The sequence below is a fragment of the Pseudomonas capeferrum genome (genome assembly GCF_013523055.1).
GTDB lineage: Bacteria > Pseudomonadota > Gammaproteobacteria > Pseudomonadales > Pseudomonadaceae > Aquipseudomonas > Aquipseudomonas capeferrum_A.
Map to the genome: position 1 here is coordinate 1 of NZ_JAAMQM010000007.1, position 17732 is coordinate 17732.

Below are 17732 nucleotides of genomic sequence, written 5' to 3' on the forward strand. Positions count from 1 at the left end.
CGGGCTGCTCGCTGTGCATGGGTAACCAGGCACGTGTGCAGACAGGCTCCACCGTGGTCTCCACTTCGACCCGTAACTTCCCGAACCGCCTGGGTGACGCGACCAACGTCTACCTGGCGTCCGCGGAACTGGCCGCAGTCGCCTCGATTCTCGGCAAGCTGCCGACCATCGAGGAGTACATGGTGTACGCGAAAGACATCGACAGCATGGCTGCCGACGTCTACCGCTACCTCAGCTTCGACCAGATCGCCGAGTTCCGCGACGCTGCGGTGAACGCCAACATCCCGGTCGTTCAAGCGTAACGGGCTTCGGCCTCAGGCTACAGGCGACAAAAAAAACCCCGGCGCAAATGCCGGGGTTTTTTTTGAGCTAACCGATTGTTGCAGAAGTGCCGATTTGTGGTCGCAGGCTATGCGAAGGTTTCAGAATGCATCCCCAGGGACGCGCACCCACCCCTCCATCAATATCCGGGCACTGCGACTCATGCTCGCCTGAGTCACGGCCCATTCGCCGTCGATCTGCCGAGCCTGCGCGCCGACACGCAGGGTCCCCGAGGGATGACCGAAGCGAACGGCCTCGAGCTCGCCACCACCCGCCGCCAGGTTGACCAGCGTACCGGGGATGGCGGCGGCCGTGCCGATGGCCACTGCCGCCGTGCCCATCATGGCGTGGTGCAGCTTGCCCATGGACACCGCGCGCACCAGCAGGTCGACATCGCCGGCCGTCACGGCCTTGCCGCTGGAAGACGCATAGGCACGCGGTGGCGCAACGAAGGCCACCTTGGGCGTGTGCTGTCGCTTCGAGGCATCGTCGACGTGATCGATCAGGCCCATGCGCACGGCACCGTAGGCGCGGATGAGCTCCAGACGCGCCAGGGCAGCGACATCGCCATTGATCGCCTCCTGCAGTTCGGTCCCGCTGTACCCGATATCGACCGCATTGATGAAGATGGTCGGGATACCGGCATTGATCAGCGTCGCCTTGAGCACACCTACGCCAGGCACCTCGAGGTCGTCGACCAGATTACCCGTGGGAAACATGGCCCCACCCCCGCCTTCTTCGTCGGCCGCCGGGTCGAGAAACTCGAGACGCACCTCGGCCGCGGGAAAGGTCACGCCATCCAGCTCGAAATCACCGGTCTCCTGCACTTGTCCGTCGCTGATCGGTACATGGGCGATGATGGTCTTGCCGATATTGGCCTGCCAGATGCGTACCGTGGCAAGACCCTCGCGTGGAATGCGCTGGGAGTCGACCAACCCGGCATTGATCGCGAAGGCACCGACCGCTGCCGAAAGGTTGCCGCAGTTGCCGCTCCAGTCGACGAACGCCGCGTCGATGGCAACCTGGCCGAAGAGATAGTCGACGTCGTGGTCGGGTCGAGTACTGGCCGACAGAATGACCGCCTTGCTGGTACTGGATGTCGCGCCCCCCATGCCGTCGATCTGTTTGCCATAAGGGTCGGGGCTACCGATCACCCGCAGCAGCAGAGCATCGCGTGCCAGCCCAGGCACCTGGGCGCGCTCGGGCAGGTCCTGGAGACGGAAGAACACTCCCTTGCTGGTGCCTCCACGCATGTAGGTGGCGGGTATCTTGATCTGGGGTAACGCTGCCATGGCTGTCTTGTCCTCTGTATCTGACTCGATCATGGAATCCGGCGCCGTTCAGGCGCTGGCCTCGAGAAAATCCTGGGCAAAGCGCTGCAACACGCCTCCCGCTTCGTAGATCGACACTTCCTCGGCCGTATCCAGTCGGCAGGTCACCGGCACCTCCAGACGCTGGCCATCCTTGCGGGTGATCACCAGGGTGAGTGTGGCCCGGGGCGTACGCGCGCCCAGCACATCGAAGGTCTCGCTACCATCGATACCCAAGCTCTTGCGGTCGGTCCCGGGCTGGAATTCCAGCGGCAGCACGCCCATGCCCACCAGGTTGGTGCGGTGGATACGCTCGAAGCCCTCGGCGGCGATCGCTTCGACGCCGGCCAGGCGCACCCCTTTGGCCGCCCAGTCGCGTGACGAGCCTTGTCCGTAGTCGGCACCGGCGATGATGATCAACGGCTGCTTGCGCTGCATGTAGGTTTCGATGGCCTCCCACATCCGCACCACTTGGCCTTCCGGCTCCAGGCGCGTCAGCGATCCCTGCCGGACCTGGCCGTTCTCCACGACCATCTCGTTGAACAACTTGGGGTTGGCGAAGGTTGCGCGCTGGGCGGTCAGGTGGTCGCCGCGGTGAGTGGCGTAGGAGTTGAAGTCTTCTTCCGGCAAACCCATCTTCGCCAGGTATTCACCGGCTGCGCTGCTGGCCAGGATGGCGTTGGACGGTGACAGGTGATCGGTGGTGATGTTGTCCGGCAGCACGGCCAGCGGGCGCATGCCGCGCAAGGTCCGCTCGCCAGCCAGGGCGCCTTCCCAATAGGGCGGTCGGCGGATGTAGGTACTCATCGGGCGCCAGTCATACAGCGGGGCAACCGCAGGGCCGCGGTCTTCCTCGATGGCGAACATGGGGATGTAGACCTGGCGAAACTGTTCGGGCTTGACCGCCGCCTTGACCACGGCATCGATCTCCTCGTCGCTCGGCCAGATGTCCATGAGGCGAATTTCCCTGCCGTCGACCTTGCCCAGTACATCGCGCTCGATATCGAAGCGAATGGTGCCGGCAATGGCATAGGCGACCACCAGGGGCGGCGAGGCAAGAAACGCCTGCTTGGCGTAAGGGTGGATACGCCCATCGAAGTTGCGATTGCCCGACAGCACGGCGGTGGCATACAGATCGCGGTCGATGATCTCCTGCTGGATCGCCGGATCCAACGCCCCGGACATGCCATTGCAGGTCGTGCAGGCGAACCCGACGATGCCGAAGCCCAGTTGCTCGAGATCCTTGGTCAGACCGGCCTCGTCCAGGTACAGCGCCACGGCCTTGGAACCGGGCGCCAGCGAGGACTTGACCCAGGGTTTGCGGGTCAGCCCCAGGCGGTTGGCGTTGCGCGCCAGGAGCGCGGCGGCAATCACGTTGCGCGGGTTGCTGGTGTTGGTGCAACTGGTGATGGCGGCAATGATCACGGCGCCGTCCGGCATCTGGCCTGGCACCTCTTCCCAGGCCCCGGCAATGCCACGGGCCGCCAGCTCGGAGGTCGCCACCCGCGCATGCGGATTGGAGGGCCCAGCCATGTTGCGCACGACACTGGACAGGTCGAAACGCAGAACTCGCTCATACTCTGCCCGCGTCAAGGTATCCGCCCACAGGCCGGCCACCTTGGCATAGGTCTCGACCAGGCGTACTTGCTGCTCTTCCCGGCCGGTCAGCTTGAGGTAGTCAAGGGTCTGCTGGTCGATCGCGAACATGGCGGCGGTCGCGCCGTATTCAGGCGCCATGTTGGAGATGGTCGCGCGGTCACCCAGGGTCAATGCACTGGCGCCCTCCCCGTGAAACTCCAGGTAGGCACCGACCACCTTCTGCTTGCGCAGGAACTCGGTCATGGCCAGCACCAGGTCGGTCGCGGTAATACCGGGCTGAAGCTTGCCGGTCAGCTCGACGCCGACGATTTCCGGCAGGCGCATCCACGAAGCGCGGCCGAGCATGACGTTCTCCGCCTCGAGGCCTCCCACACCGATGGCGATCACGCCCAGTGCATCTACGTGTGGGGTATGGCTGTCGGTACCGACGCAGGTGTCGGGATAGGCGACGCCCTGATCGGCATGGACCACGGGGGACATCTTCTCCAGATTGATCTGGTGCATGATGCCGTTGCCTGGCTGGATCACGTCGACGTTCTTGAACGCCTTCTTGGTCCAGTTGATGAAATGGAAGCGATCTTCGTTGCGACGGTCCTCGATGGCGCGATTGCGGGCAAAGGCCTGCGGATCGGCACCGCCGCATTCGACAGCCAGCGAATGGTCGACGATCAGCTGCACCGGCACCACGGGATTGACCTGGGCCGGATCGCCTCCCATGTCGGCGATGGCATCGCGCAGTCCGGCCAGGTCCACCAGGGCGGTCTGGCCGAGAATGTCATGGCAGACCACGCGGGCTGGATACCAAGGGAAGTCCAGGTCGCGCTTGCGTTCGATCAGCTGTCCCAGGGACGCTTGCAGCGTCGCCGGATCGCAGCGGCGGACGAGGTTCTCGGCCAACACGCGCGAGGTATAGGGCAGACGGGCGTAGGCGCCGGGCTCGATGGCCTCGACGGCCGCGCGGGCGTCGAAGTAATCCAGGTCGGTGCCTGGAAGATGCTTGCGGAATTCAGTATTCATTGCACATGGACTCGATCACGGGAGGGTCCCCGCAGGGGCCGACGGCCGGCTGTGCGACAGCTCGGCTCGCGGTGGCATCACGGCAGCCCTCGCGGGCTTGCCGGGACGTCCCCTGCGGATGGAATCAGCGTCGTTCGATTGGCACGAACTTGCGCTGCTCTACGCCGGTGTACTCGGCGCTGGGTCGGATGATTCGGTTATTGGCGCGTTGCTCGAATACATGGGCGGCCCAGCCGGTAAGCCGCGAGCAGACGAAGATCGGCGTGAACAGCGGGGTCGGGATGCCCATGAAGTGATAGGCGGACGCATGGTAGAAGTCGGCATTGGGGAACAGCTTCTTCTGCTCCCACATGGTCTTGTCGATCGCTTCGGAAACCGGGTACAGCACGGTATCCCCCGCTTCGTCGGCCAACTGTTTCGACCAGCCCTTGATGACCTCGTTGCGCGGATCGGACTCTTTGTAGATGGCATGACCGAAGCCCATGATCTTGTCCTTGCGCTCGAGCATGCCGAGGGTGCCATCGACGGCCTCCTGCGGGGTCTTGAAACGCTCGATCATTTCCATCGCGGCTTCGTTCGCGCCGCCATGCAGCGGGCCGCGCAGCGAGCCGATGGCCGCGGTGATGCAGGAGTAGAGATCCGACAAGGTCGAGGCGCAGACCCGAGCCGTGAAGGTCGAGGCATTGAATTCGTGTTCGGCGTAGAGGATCAGCGAAACGTTCATCACCTTGACATGCAGGTCGCTCGGTTGCTTGCCATGCAGCAGATGGAGGAAGTGCCCGCCCAGAGTATCTTCGTCACTGGTGCAGTCGATGCGCACATCGTGCTGGCTGAAGCGATACCAGTAGCACATGATCGCCGGGAAAAGCGCCAGCAACCGGTCGGTCTTGTCGTGCTGCAGTTCGAAGTTGAGTTCAGGCTCCAGCGTACCGAGCACCGAGCAACCCGTACGCATCACATCCATCGGGTGGGCGGTAGCCGGAATACGCTCCAACACTTCCTTGAGCGCCTGGGGCAGGTCGCGCAAGGCCTTGAGCCGCGCCTTGTATTCGGCCAGCTCGGCCTGGGTCGGCAGCTCGCCATACAGCAGCAGGTAGGCGACTTCCTCGAACTCGGCATGGGCTGCCAATTCGCGTACGTCATAGCCTCGGTAAGTCAGCCCGGCACCGGCCTGGCCCACGGTCGACAGCGCCGTCTGCCCGGCCACCTGGCCCCGCAGCCCGGCACCGCTGAGTACTTTTGCTTCGGCCATTTATTCTTCTCCACTTGTTGAAATTGTTATGGAAACGGCTGTGTGTAACGGTGTGGGATCTCAGTCCTTCTTCTGCTGGAACAAGGCGTCCAGGCTTTGTTCGAAGGCGTGATAATTGATCGCGTCGTAGAGCTCCATGCGAGTCTGCATGGTATCGATGACGTTTTTCTGCGTACCGTCGCGACGCAGTGCGGTGAAGACGTTTTCCGCCGCCTTGTTCATCGCGCGGAAAGCCGACAGCGGATAGAGCACCAGCGATACATCGACAGAGGCCAGCTCTTCGGTGGTATACAACGGCGTGGCGCCGAACTCGGTGATATTGGCCAGGATCGGCGCCCTTACTCGGTCGGCGAAGGTCTTGTACATGGCCAGCTCGGTAATGGCCTCGGGGAAGATCATGTCGGCCCCGGCCTCGACGCAGGCTTCGGCGCGGTCCAGCGCAGCGTTCAGGCCCTCGACCGCCAGCGCGTCGGTGCGCGCCATGATCACGAAGCTGTCGTCGGTGCGCGCATCCACGGCAGCCTTGATGCGGTCGACCATTTCCTGCAGGGAGACGATCTCCTTGTTCGGGCGATGTCCGCAACGCTTGGCGCCAACCTGGTCCTCGATATGGATGGCCGCGGCGCCGAACTTGCACATCGAACGGACCGTGCGGGCAACGTTGAAGGCCGAAGCGCCGAAGCCGGTATCGACATCCACCAACAGCGGCAGGTCGCAGACGTCGGTAATGCGGCGGACGTCGGTCAGCACGTCGTCCAGACCGCTGATGCCCAGGTCAGGCAACCCGAGGGAACCTGCCGCTACCCCGCCACCGGAAAGGTAGATGGCCTTAAAACCGGCCCGCTTGGCCAGCAAGGCATGGTTGGCATTGATGGTCCCGACGACCTGCAGTGGATGTTCGGCGGCGACCGCATCGCGGAAACGTTGGCCGGGCGTGCTCTTCAGACTCATGACTCACCTCGTGGGATGTTGTTGTGGGCGTCCAGGTAGTGGCGCTCGATGTTGCGTTTGGAAGCGCCGATATGACGACGCATCAGGAGCTCTGCCAGTTCGCCGTCGCGGTCGGAGATGGCATCGAGGATGCGGTGATGCTCGGCGAACGCCTGACGGGGACGATTGGGCGTGGCGGAGAATTGGATGCGGTACATGCGCACCAGCTGGTAAAGCTCTCCGCAGAGCATCTTCACCAAGGTCTGGTTGCCGCTGCCTTGAATGATCCGGTAGTGGAAGTCGTAGTCGCCTTCCTGCTGGTAATAGCCAACCCCGGCCTGGAACGCCTCATCGCGCTCATGGGTCTCGAGCACGCGGCGCAGGTCGTCGAGCTCGGCATGACTCATGCGTTCGGCGGCGAGACGGCAGGCCATGCCTTCCAGGGATTCGCGGATTTCGTAGAGCTCGATCAGTTCGGCGTGGTTCAGCGATACCACGCGAGCGCCGACATGCGGCACTCGCACCAACAGGCGCTGCCCTTCCAGGCGGTGAATCGCCTCACGCAGCGGCCCACGACTGATGCCGTAGGTACGCGCCAGCTCAGGCTCGGAGATCTTGCTGCCCGGCGCGATCTCGCCCTTGACGATGGCCGACTGGATACGCCGGAACACATGCTCGGAGAGGGTTTCCGTTTCTTCCTGGGGAGGACTGAGCGTGGGAGTTGAGTCCAGCATATTGTCGACACCTTACCGATTCAATGACAAGAAACTAGCCAATAATGCCATTCCGGTCAAAGAAAAAATAGACATTGTCGACAATTGTCTAATGCCGAACTTCACGCTCCTCCACGCTGTCTCATCGCGGCGCGCTGGCGTCAATACTTCAGCGTGATAGAATGCCGCGCCTCCTACAGAGTATGGACAGTGGATTCGTCAGCGCTTGAGGTGTTGACAGATGAACGAGGAAGCTTGCGCAGGACCTGCCAATCGCCTTGCCCGCACACCGCACAGTACCGCGCCAGGATTATGAGACTCACACCCTTTCTATTGCTGTTCTGCCTCGCATTGCTGCCGACCCTCGGCCAGGCTGCCGACAAGACCGTCTATGGCCTCAACGAGTACGCTCGCCTATTGGACCTCGACCTCGAGGTTGCGGCCAAGCTCGACACGGGCGCCAAGACGGCTTCCCTCAGCGCTCGCGACATCAAGCGCTTCAAGCGCAATGGCGAAAGCTGGGTACGGTTCTACCTGGCCATTGACGCCGCCCATTCGCATCCGATAGAACGCCCCCTGGCACGCGTCAGCAAGATCAAGCGGCGCGCCGGTGATTACGATCCAGACGAAGGCCAGGCCTACACGGCTCGCCCGGTAATCGAACTGAATATCTGCATGGGTCGCGCCCCACGCACCATCGAAGTCAACCTCACCGATCGCAGCGCGTTCCAGTTCCCGCTGCTGATCGGTTCCGAGGCGCTCAAGCACTTCGACGCGCTGGTCGACCCAAGCCTTAAATACGCGGCCGGCAAACCCGCCTGCGCCACTGTCGCTCACACCGCAGAGTAATCCCGATGCGCTCTCTTACCCTCCACCTGAAAATCCTGATCACCGTCCTGGTGTTGCTGGGCGTGTCGGTCACGACCTATCAGATCTTCGTGCTCGGCATCCCGGTGACCGAAGACGAGACCGATGACCTGTGGAACATCGACGCCAAGGTCGAGTTCGTCGCCAGCTCCAAGGACCCGGTCAAGGTGCAGATGTTCGTACCGCCCCTGAACCGCGACTATGTCAGCCTCAACGAAAGCTTCATCTCCAACAATTACGGGGTGAGCGTCAACCGGGCAGACGGCAACCGCAAGGTGACCTGGTCGGCGCGCCGCGCCAGCGGCAACCAGACGCTCTATTACCGACTGGTCCTGACCAAGCGCTACAGCACGGAAAAGGCCACGATCAAGGGCCCGACCTTCCGTGACAGCATGGCGGTGGAAGGCCCCGAGAAGGTCGCCGCCGAAGCCCTGATGGCGCCGATCCGCCAGCATTCGGCCGACGTCGAAACCTTCGTCGGCGAAACCATCAAGCGGGTCAGCAACCTCAACGACGACAACGTCAAGCTGCTCCTGGCCGGTGACACCTCAGCCCTGAACAAGGCCAAGGTGATCGACCTGCTGCTGTCCATCGCCCATGTGCCGATGGAGAAGGTGCACACCATCCGCCTGGTCGCGGACACGCCGCAAACCCCGGAACTGTGGTTGCGCAGCTTCAACGGCACCGACTGGCTGTATTTCAATCCGGATACCGGTGAACAGGGCCTGCCCAGCGACCGCCTGCTGTGGTGGACCGGCGACGACAACCTGGTCACCGTCGACGGTGGCAAGCGCGCCAATGTCAGCTTCAGCCTGAACAACAGCGAGATGAACGCCATCCGCCTGGCCAAGCTGACTGACGAGAACACCGACGCCGACTTCCTCGAGTACTCCCTCTACGGCCTGCCGCTGCAGACCCAGCAGACTTTCATGATCATGGTGATGATCCCGATCGGCGTGCTGGTGATCCTGATCCTGCGCAACCTGATCGGCGTGCAGACCCTGGGGACCTTTACCCCGGTACTGATCGCCCTGGCCTTCCGCGAAACCCAATTGGGCTTCGGCATCATGCTGTTCACGGTGATCACGGCCCTGGGCCTGTCGCTGCGCTCCTACCTCGAGCACCTGAAACTGCAGATGCTGCCGCGCCTGTCGGTGGTGCTGACCTTCGTCGTGGTGCTGATCGCCGCCATCAGCCTGTTCAGCCACAAGCTGGGCCTGGAACGCGGGCTTTCCGTCGCGCTGTTCCCGATGGTGATTCTGACCATGACCATCGAACGCCTGTCCATTACCTGGGAAGAGCGTGGCGGCGGCCATGCCATGAAGGTGGCCATCGGCACGCTGTTCGCCGCATCCCTGGCGCACCTGCTGATGATGGTGCCGGAGCTGGTGTATTTCGTCTTCACCTTCCCGGCCGTACTGCTGATCCTGGTGGGCTTCATGCTGGCGATGGGTCGCTATCGCGGCTACCGCCTGACCGAGCTCGTTCGCTTCAAGGCTTTCTTGAAGGCTGACGCCTGATGTTTGGACTGATCAAGACCTGGAAAGCCCTGGAAGCGCGGGGCATCATGGGTATCAACCGGCGTAATGCGGACTATGTCCTCAAGTACAACAAACGCCATCTGTACCCGATCGTCGACGACAAGATCATCACCAAGGAGCGCGCGCTCAAGGCCGGTATTCATGTACCGGAGATGTACGGGATCATCGAGACCGAGAAGCAGATCGACAAGCTCGACGAGATCATCGGCGGGCGCACGGATTTCGTCATCAAGCCGGCGCAGGGCGCTGGCGGTGACGGCATCCTGGTCATCGCCGACCGCTTCGAGGGCCGTTATCGCACGGTCTCCGGGAAGATCATCAGCCATGAGGAGATCGAGCATCAGGTCTCCAGCATCCTGACAGGCCTCTATTCGCTGGGTGGGCATCGCGATCGCGCGCTCATCGAGTATCGGGTGACCCCGGACCAGATCTTCAAGAGCATAAGCTATGAAGGCGTGCCGGACATCCGCATCATCGTGCTGATGGGCTATCCGGTCATGGCCATGCTGCGCCTGCCGACCCGCCAGTCGGGCGGCAAGGCCAATCTTCACCAGGGTGCCATCGGTGTAGGTGTGGACCTGGCTACCGGTGTCACGCTGCGGGGAACCTGGCTGAACAACATCATCAGCAAGCATCCGGACACGACCAATGCGGTGGATGGCGTACAGCTGCCGAACTGGGACGGCTTCATGAAGCTTGCCGCGGGCTGTTACGAGCTGTGCGGCCTTGGCTACATTGGCGTGGACATGGTCCTGGATCAGGACAAGGGCCCGCTGATCCTCGAGCTCAACGCGCGCCCCGGCCTGAACATCCAGATCGCCAACGATTGCGGCCTGACCCAGCGCACCCACGCGATCGAGGCACACCTGGAGGCCCTGGCCAAGGATGGTGTGGTCGAAGACGTCGAGCAGCGCGTTCGTGTCGCTCAAGGCCTGTTCGGTCATATCCACCCACGCTGACGCCGGTCTCGCTCGCGTCGGCCTTTGCAGGTCGGCGCGATGCGAAAGCCGAATGTCGCGACGGCGCTAGGCGCTGCCCCCGCAGGCGACTACAATCGCGTCCTCGTCCCCATCGCCATTCATTCGCATGCCGACCTGTACGCTTCATCCCCTGCCCTACCAGCAAGATCCTGCATTCCATTTCGCCCGCCTGCGCAGCGCTCCTGGCGCGATACTGCTCGACAGCGCCCGCCCCGGTGCCGAGCGTGGCCGTTTCGACCTGATCAGCGCCTGGCCGCGCCGGCACCTGCAAGCAGAGCCGCAGGAAACCGGCGCGGGCTACCTGCGACGCCTGCGCGAAGCATTGTCGGAACTGGGGCGGGCGGATCTACCCGAAGGCGTGACGCTACCTTTCGCGGGCGGGCTGATGGGGTATCTGAGCTACGATTTCGGGCGGCGCCTCGAGCAGTTGCCGGCGCTTGCCGTGGACGACCTGGAACTGCCCGACGCGCAGTTGGGCCTGTATGACTGGGCACTGGTGAGCGACCACTTTCTGCAGACTTCGCAACTGGTGTTCCACCCCAGCCTGGAAGCGGACGAACGCGCGCGCCTGATCGCGGTTTTCGAAGCGGTCCCAGGTCTGGACGAGAGCCACTTTCGGCTTCTGTCACCCATGCGCGGCGATAGCAGCGCGGCGCATTATCGGCAAGCGTTCGACAAGGTGCAGCACTATATTCATGCCGGGGACTGCTATCAGATCAACCTGACCCAACGCTTTCGCGCCCCCTGCCAGGGCGATCCCTGGCAGGCTTACAAGGCGTTGCGAAAGGCGTGCCCTACGCCTTTTTCAGGCTACCAGCAGTTGGCGGACGGCAGCGCCTTGCTGAGCTTTTCGCCCGAGCGTTTCATGCGGGTCAGCGAAGGCCTGGTCGAGACCCGCCCGATCAAGGGCACGCGACCTCGCTCGGCGGACCCTACGGAAGATGCGCGCAATGCCGCCGAGCTGCGCGAGAGCCGCAAGGACCGTGCGGAAAACCTGATGATCGTCGACCTGCTACGCAATGACCTGGGTCGCACCTGCGAAATCGGTACGGTAAAAGTGCCCGAGCTGTTCAGCCTGGAGAGCTACCCCAATGTCCATCATCTGGTCAGCAGCGTCACCGGCCGGCTGGCAGCGGACAAGGATGCCCTGGATCTGATCGCGGGCAGCTTCCCCGGCGGCTCCATTACCGGCGCCCCGAAGATCCGCGCCATGCAGATCATCGACGAACTCGAACCCGCGCGCCGCGCCCTTTACTGCGGGTCGCTGCTGTACCTCGACGTGCGCGGCGAGATGGACAGCTCCATCGCCATTCGCAGCCTGCTGGTCAAGGGCGGTCAGATCACCTGCTGGGGCGGCGGCGCCGTAGTGGCCGACTCGGCGTGGGAATCGGAATACGAGGAATCCATCGCCAAGGTCCGAGTTCTGATGGAGACCTTGGAGGCACTCTGAAAAAGCTCTGGCGCGCTTGGCCTGATGCCAGGTGTTCCTGATCCACTCTGATGCCTCGATCCACGCTGGCGCCCTGGAGACAGCAGGTTTCGGTGGTGAGCGGGCTTGCCGGGACGCCGGACCGCCCGCGATGGAGGCCAAAGGCCTCGCCTGACAAGGCGTGAGGTCGAGTCTGGCTCGCCATTTTTTGTTACCATCGCGGTACTGAGAGCGCGCAGCGCCGCACCACTGCATGGAAACCGCCTGATGAGCCAACCCTTCGACGTCGCCGCCCTGGCAGCGACTTACGCCAGCAAGTCCCCGCAGGACATCCTCAAGCTCGCCTTCGAACACTTCGGCGACGATCTCTGGATCTCCTTCAGCGGCGCCGAGGATATAGTGCTGGTAGACATGGCCTGGAAGCTGAACAAGCAGGTCAAGGTGTTCAGCCTGGACACCGGTCGCCTTCATCCGGAAACCTACCGGTTCATCGATCAGGTTCGAGAGCAGTACAACCTGCCGATCGAGATCCTCAGCCCGGACCGTACCAAGCTTGAAGCCATGGTCAACGAGAAGGGTCTGTTCAGCTTCTACCGGGAGGGTCACGGCGAATGCTGCGGCATCCGCAAGATCGAGCCGCTGCGGCGCAAGCTGACCACGGTCAGCGCCTGGGCTACCGGCCAGCGCCGCGACCAGAGTCCGGGTACCCGTAGCCAGGTGGCGGCGGTGGAAATCGATTCGGCATTTTCCACGCCCGAGCGCACTCTCTACAAGTTCAACCCCTTGGCGCAGATGACCAGCGCCGAAGTCTGGGGCTATATCCGCATGCTCGAGCTGCCCTACAACAGCCTGCACGAACGTGGCTTCATCAGCATCGGTTGCGAACCCTGCACCCGCCCGGTGCTGCCGGGCCAGCACGAACGTGAAGGCCGCTGGTGGTGGGAAGAGTCGACCCAGAAGGAATGCGGGCTGCATGCCGGCAACCTGATCACCAAGGCTTGAATCGAGCGATCCAGGAATGAAAAAACCGGCCTCGTGCCTAATGCTGGTCAGTTAAGGGAAAGTCATCAAATTTCGTTGGCTGGCGTTCTTGTTTGGCTTCCGAACTCTTCAGTGCCGCTGCTGGCCTATCGCGGGACAAGCCCGCTCGCCACCGGTGCGCGGTGCTCCAGTGGCGAGCGGGCTTGTCCCGCGATAGGCCAGCAGCGGCACTGATGGTTCGAGCCGAACCATCAGCTCCATCATCGAAGTTTGATGACTTCTCTTTAACTGACTGGCATTAGCCTCGTGCCGGTTTTTTTCATTGTGCGTGCCTGTCAGTGGACAGGCAGCTCGACGCCGGCGAACAGCTCTTCGAGCTCTTGCTTGTTATGGCATTGGATGGCCTTGGCCATCACTTCGCGGGTGAGATGTGGCGCGAACTTCTCGATGAAGTCGCACATGAAGCCACGCAGGAACGTGCCGCGACGGAAACCGATCTTGGTGATGCTCGGCTCGAACAGCTCACTGGCGTCCAGAGCGACCAGGTCGTTGTCGAGCTTGGCATCGACTGCCATGCCGGCAACGATACCCACACCCAGGCCCAGGCGAACATAGGTCTTGATCACGTCGGCATCTGCGGCGGTAAAGACGACCTTGGGCGTCAGGCCCCGGTGACTGAATGCCTCGTCCAGCTTGGAGCGCCCCGTGAAGCCGAACACGTAAGTGACGATGGGGTACTCGGCGACGGCTTCGAGCGTCAGCTTCGGCAGCTTGGCCAGGGGATGGCCCTGGGGCACCACGACGCAGCGATTCCATTTGTAGCAAGGCATCATGATCAGGTCGCCGAACAACTCCAGCGCCTCGGTGGCAATAGCGAAATCCACGGTGCCGTCGGCCGCCATCTCGGCGATCTGCATGGGCGAACCCTGGTGCATGTGCAGGGCGACTTCCGGATACTGCTTGATGAAGCCACTGATCACCGGGGGCAGCGCATAACGTGCCTGGGTGTGGGTAGTGGCGATAGAAAGGGTACCCTTCTTCTCGTTCGAGAATTCCTGGGCGATCTGCTTGATGCTTTCGACCTTGCGCAGGATCTCGCCAGCCGTGGTGATGATGCGCTCGCCCGCCGGGGTCACGCGGGTGAGATGCTTGCCGCTGCGGGCAAAGACTTCCACGCCCAGTTCATCTTCCAACAGACGGATCTGCTTGCTGATACCCGGTTGCGAGGTATAGAGACTCTGCGCTGTGGCGGAAACATTGAGATCATGGTGGGCCACTTCCCAGATGTAGCGCAGTTGTTGAAGCTTCATAGAAATCCCTCGGGTCGCGGTGTCACCGGCAGCTGGCGACGACGTTTATAACTATATTAGTGGATTGGGGAATAAATCTAGAACTATTTTGTTATTCCAAGGCCCTCCCCGTATCGCTGCCGGTTCAGGTTTTTCGGCGTCCGAGATGCTGTGAAAGCGGGACCATGTATACCGGCACCCCTGAAAGCTGCAGCAGACGTACCGCCGTGCGCCCGATAGGCACGTCCACGCCTGCACCCTGGCTGTGGCTGCCGAAAATGAGCAGATCGACATCCAGTCGCTGAACCTGTTCGAGAATCACTTTTGCCGGATCGCCCTGGCGCACCCTTACTGCCTTGATCAGGGCAAGGTCCGCCTGCTCGCCCAGTTCTTCACGAAAGCTCTCGAGGACTTTCTGCTCGATATTGGCCAGTACCGTATTGACACCCTGTCGATGCAGCTGGTCCAGGGTCTGCTCATCCAAATAGCTTTGCAGGAGAGACTCGGCGAACTGGCCCATGGGTTCGACCGCGTGGATCACATACAACTCGGCGCTGAACGTGCGAGCCAGTGCCAAGGCGTGTTGCATTACAAAAGGCGCGTAGACACCGAGGTCGGTGGCATACAGCATGGAACGGATCATTCGACCTCCTAGACTGCCCCTGTGTCAGAGCATGTTTCAGCTTAGCAGCGCCATGGAGGACCGCCTGGCCGTCTGGCGCGCTGAAGCTGCCTGGCTCCAACGATTCAGGCGTCGTGGTTGCGTCGATCAAGAAACGCCAACGACTGGTACAACGCTTCCATGCGCGGCAATTGGCAACCTGCCTGGCGCGCTCGCGCCAGCGGCTCGGCATAAATGGCCTGCAGTTCCAGCGGACGTTGCAAGACATGATCGTAATGCATGCTTGGCCAGTAATCGGGCATCTGTTCGGTCACTCGAAACAGGTGCGCGGCATAACCCGTCGGCAATGCTTGACCACAGGCTTCAGCGCCCTGCACCACCTCGGCCATCAGCGCCTGGATAAGCGCACGGCTGTCCGCATCGGCCATCAGCGGTGCGGTGCTCGCCTGCAGCAGTACCGACAGCCCGTTATAGGGCACGTTCCACACCAGCTTCTGCCAGCGTGCCTGGTTCAGATCGTCCATGGCCTGGGAGTCGATCCCGGCGGCATGAAACAGGGCCGCGCCCTCTTCGACGAGACGCAAGCTGTCCTGTCCCGCCGGGCCACTGTGGTAACCCAGATTGACCGCGCCCAAGGCCTGATGACGTATCTGCCCGGGGGCCTGGCGATTGACGCAGATGAAACACAACCCACCGAGCAGGTGCAGGTCCGGGCGCAACAACGGCCGCAACTGTTCTTCGACGCCCAGGCCGTTCTGCAGCAGCACCACCTTGGCGCCCGGCGCGGCCGCCTGGACGATCAAGGGCCCCAGTTCGAGGTTGCTGGTCGCCTTGGCACCCACCAGCAACCAGTCACAAGCGGGCATGTCGGCGACTTCCTTGTACGCCTGCACGTGCATGTGCACGCGTCCGTGCGCGGCGCTATCGACCTCCAGGCCCCGCTCGCGAACGACCTCGAAATCGCTGCGCAACAGAAAGTGCACGTCCAAGCCCGCCCTTGCCAGCATCAACCCATAGAACCCACCGATGGCCCCGGTGCCGATCACTCCGATCCGTACATCGCGTTCGCTCATGCCCTCTCCTCTTTGTCATTCGGTCGATTTGCCGGTTTCCAGCTGCCGGACGCCGCCTCGCCATCGACCCTATGCACACCTACGGGGCCGCAGCATACGTTAACCCTTGCCTGCACCAGCTTCGCCATCCATCTCGCCAACCGGGAAACGAGAAGAGCTCAGAGCGATGCCTTGGCTACAAAAAGCCCCTACGACAAAGGTGTGCCCATTGTGGCGCTTCCTGTAACGCGCTAAGGTTCGGCTCCCCGCTGCGAACAATCTAGCTGCTGGGCCGCACGGGGAATGCAGGCGGCCGGCACCCGTGACCTGACGAGTAACACGATGGCTGATTTACCGATCGACGACCTAAACGTTGCCTCCAACGAGACCCTGATCACTCCCGATCAGCTCAAGAAGGAAATCCCTCTCAGCGCCAAGGCCCTGCAGACCGTGACTGCCGGTCGTGAAGTGGTCCGCAACATCCTCGACGGCAAGGATCATCGCCTGTTCGTGGTAGTCGGCCCCTGCTCGATCCACGACATCAAGGCCGCTCACGAATACGCCGAGCGCCTCAAGGCGCTGGCCGAGGAAGTCTCCGACACCCTTTACCTGGTCATGCGCGTCTATTTCGAGAAGCCGCGCACGACCGTCGGCTGGAAGGGCCTGATCAACGATCCGTATCTGGACGACTCGTTCAAGATCCAGGACGGCTTGCACATCGGCCGCAAGTTGCTGCTGGACCTGTCGGAAATGGGCTTGCCCACCGCGACCGAAGCACTCGACCCGATTTCCCCGCAATACCTGCAGGACCTGATCAGCTGGTCGGCCATCGGCGCGCGCACCACCGAGTCGCAGACCCACCGCGAGATGGCTTCGGGCCTTTCCTCGGCGGTCGGCTTCAAGAATGGTACCGACGGCGGCCTGACCGTGGCGATCAACGCGCTGCAGTCGGTTTCCAAGCCACACCGTTTCCTGGGTATCAACCAGGAAGGTGGCGTGTCGATCGTCACCACCAAGGGCAACGCCTATGGGCATGTCGTGCTGCGTGGCGGCAATGGCAAGCCCAATTATGACTCGGTCAGCGTCGCCCTGTGCGAGCAGGACCTGGCCAAGGCCAAGATCAAGCCCAACATCATGGTCGATTGCAGCCACGCCAACTCCAACAAGGATCCGGCCCTGCAACCGCTGGTGATGGAGAACGTCGCCAACCAGATCCTCGAAGGCAACCAGTCGATCATCGGCCTGATGGTCGAGAGCCATCTCAACTGGGGCGCCCAGTCGATTCCGAAGAACCTGGACGAACTCGAGTATGGTGTGTCGGTGACGGATGCCTGCATCGACTGGGCCGCCACCGAGAAAGCCCTGCGCAGCATGCGCGCCAAGCTCAAGGATGTGTTGCCTGGACGTCAGCGCGGCTGAGTGACCTGAACGCGAACGCCGGGCATCTGCCCGGCGTTTTCATATGCGACGCCCGTGGGCGCGGAGAGTGCCAGGCCGACTGATCAGGCCTTGCTCGAGTGACGCTGCTGGCGCTCCATGTAGCGCTCCACGTAAGAGCACGAGGGGATGACCGTGTAGCCCATCTGCTCGGCATACTCCAGAGCCTTCTCGGTCAGCGCCGCGGCAATCCCGCGCCCTCTCAGTGCGTTGGGCACGAAGGTGCGATAGATGTCCAGCGTCTGCTTGCCCAGGTCCATGTAGGTCAGATAGGCACGATGACCGTCCACATTGGTCTCGAACTGATGACCGGCCTGGTCATGGTGGATGGTCAGCGCTTCGCTCATTTCTACTCCTCGCAGGTCTCTATGCAGACCTTTTATTCTTACCGA

The 17732-nt window shown here is 62.3% G+C and carries 16 protein-coding genes; 7 read left to right on the forward strand and 9 right to left on the reverse strand.

Going from position 1 to position 17732, the window contains the following annotated elements:
* Positions 1-302: aconitase family protein (locus tag G7009_RS09435; RefSeq protein ID WP_258197901.1), on the forward strand; the 302-nt coding region annotated here is incomplete at its 5' end.
* Between the two features lie 120 nt (positions 303-422).
* On the opposite strand, the gene prpF is transcribed toward G7009_RS09435, so the two are convergent.
* The 5 genes from prpF to G7009_RS09460 form a co-directional block, all read right to left on the reverse strand.
* Positions 423-1613 carry a 2-methylaconitate cis-trans isomerase PrpF gene (prpF, locus tag G7009_RS09440; protein WP_181129734.1) on the reverse strand — a complete coding sequence of 397 codons (1191 nt, stop codon included), beginning with the start codon at positions 1611-1613 and terminating at the stop codon, positions 423-425.
* A gap of 48 nt (positions 1614-1661) precedes the next feature.
* The gene (gene acnD, locus G7009_RS09445) at positions 1662-4247 is read right to left on the reverse strand and encodes a Fe/S-dependent 2-methylisocitrate dehydratase AcnD (protein WP_181129735.1); all 2586 of its coding nucleotides are present in this window, start codon (positions 4245-4247) and stop codon (positions 1662-1664) included.
* A 124-nt stretch (positions 4248-4371) separates the two neighbouring features.
* The gene (prpC, locus tag G7009_RS09450) at positions 4372-5499 is read right to left on the reverse strand and encodes a bifunctional 2-methylcitrate synthase/citrate synthase (RefSeq protein ID WP_181129736.1); all 1128 of its coding nucleotides are present in this window, start codon (positions 5497-5499) and stop codon (positions 4372-4374) included.
* 60 nt (positions 5500-5559) lie between these two features.
* Positions 5560-6450 carry a methylisocitrate lyase gene (gene prpB / locus G7009_RS09455; protein WP_181129737.1) on the reverse strand — a complete coding sequence of 297 codons (891 nt, stop codon included), beginning with the start codon at positions 6448-6450 and terminating at the stop codon, positions 5560-5562.
* On the reverse strand, positions 6447-7163 hold the full coding sequence (locus G7009_RS09460; protein WP_181129738.1) for a GntR family transcriptional regulator: 717 nt from the start codon (positions 7161-7163) through the stop codon (positions 6447-6449). The genes prpB and G7009_RS09460 overlap by 4 nt, the downstream gene beginning before the upstream one ends.
* Before the next feature lie 291 nt (positions 7164-7454).
* Here G7009_RS09460 and rloA point away from each other — a divergent pair, with 291 nt between their 5' ends.
* The 5 genes from rloA (at position 7455) to G7009_RS09485 (ending at position 12961) form a co-directional block, all read left to right on the forward strand.
* Positions 7455-7991: a retropepsin-like aspartic peptidase RloA gene (gene rloA, locus G7009_RS09465; protein ID WP_181129739.1), complete on the forward strand. Its 537-nt coding sequence runs from the start codon at positions 7455-7457 to the stop codon at positions 7989-7991.
* Positions 7992-7996: 5 nt separating this feature from the next.
* A complete protein-coding gene (gene rloB / locus G7009_RS09470; RefSeq protein ID WP_181129740.1) occupies positions 7997-9529 on the forward strand; it encodes an osmotic stress tolerance membrane protein RloB in 1533 nt (510 codons plus the stop codon).
* Positions 9529-10509, forward strand: a complete 981-nt coding sequence (locus G7009_RS09475; RefSeq protein WP_181129741.1) for an alpha-L-glutamate ligase-like protein — start codon at positions 9529-9531, stop codon at positions 10507-10509. Before rloB ends, G7009_RS09475 begins: the two co-directional genes overlap by 1 nt.
* 127 nt (positions 10510-10636) lie before the next feature.
* Positions 10637-11980 carry an aminodeoxychorismate synthase component I gene (gene pabB / locus G7009_RS09480; RefSeq protein WP_181129742.1) on the forward strand — a complete coding sequence of 448 codons (1344 nt, stop codon included), beginning with the start codon at positions 10637-10639 and terminating at the stop codon, positions 11978-11980.
* 246 nt (positions 11981-12226) lie between these two features.
* Positions 12227-12961: a phosphoadenylyl-sulfate reductase gene (locus G7009_RS09485; protein WP_181129743.1), complete on the forward strand. Its 735-nt coding sequence runs from the start codon at positions 12227-12229 to the stop codon at positions 12959-12961.
* A gap of 314 nt (positions 12962-13275) precedes the next feature.
* Here the strand turns inward: G7009_RS09485 and cysB are convergent, their stop codons facing one another.
* The 3 genes from cysB to G7009_RS09500 form a co-directional block, all read right to left on the reverse strand.
* The gene (cysB, locus tag G7009_RS09490; RefSeq protein ID WP_181129744.1) at positions 13276-14250 is read right to left on the reverse strand and encodes an HTH-type transcriptional regulator CysB; all 975 of its coding nucleotides are present in this window, start codon (positions 14248-14250) and stop codon (positions 13276-13278) included.
* Positions 14251-14374: 124 nt separating this feature from the next.
* On the reverse strand, positions 14375-14872 hold the full coding sequence (locus G7009_RS09495) for a universal stress protein (protein ID WP_181129745.1): 498 nt from the start codon (positions 14870-14872) through the stop codon (positions 14375-14377).
* 104 nt (positions 14873-14976) lie between these two features.
* Complete coding sequence (locus G7009_RS09500; protein WP_181129746.1) at positions 14977-15924, reverse strand: putative 2-dehydropantoate 2-reductase; 948 nt, start codon at positions 15922-15924, stop codon at positions 14977-14979.
* Positions 15925-16245: 321 nt separating this feature from the next.
* Between G7009_RS09500 and G7009_RS09505 the strand changes: the two genes are divergently transcribed.
* Positions 16246-17322, forward strand: a complete 1077-nt coding sequence (locus G7009_RS09505; RefSeq protein ID WP_181129747.1) for a 3-deoxy-7-phosphoheptulonate synthase — start codon at positions 16246-16248, stop codon at positions 17320-17322.
* An 83-nt stretch (positions 17323-17405) separates the two neighbouring features.
* Here the strand turns inward: G7009_RS09505 and G7009_RS09510 are convergent, their stop codons facing one another.
* Positions 17406-17687 (reverse strand): GNAT family N-acetyltransferase, encoded by a 282-nt coding sequence (locus G7009_RS09510; RefSeq protein ID WP_084854752.1) that lies wholly within the window; start codon positions 17685-17687, stop codon positions 17406-17408.
* Positions 17688-17732: the final 45 nt, after the last annotated feature.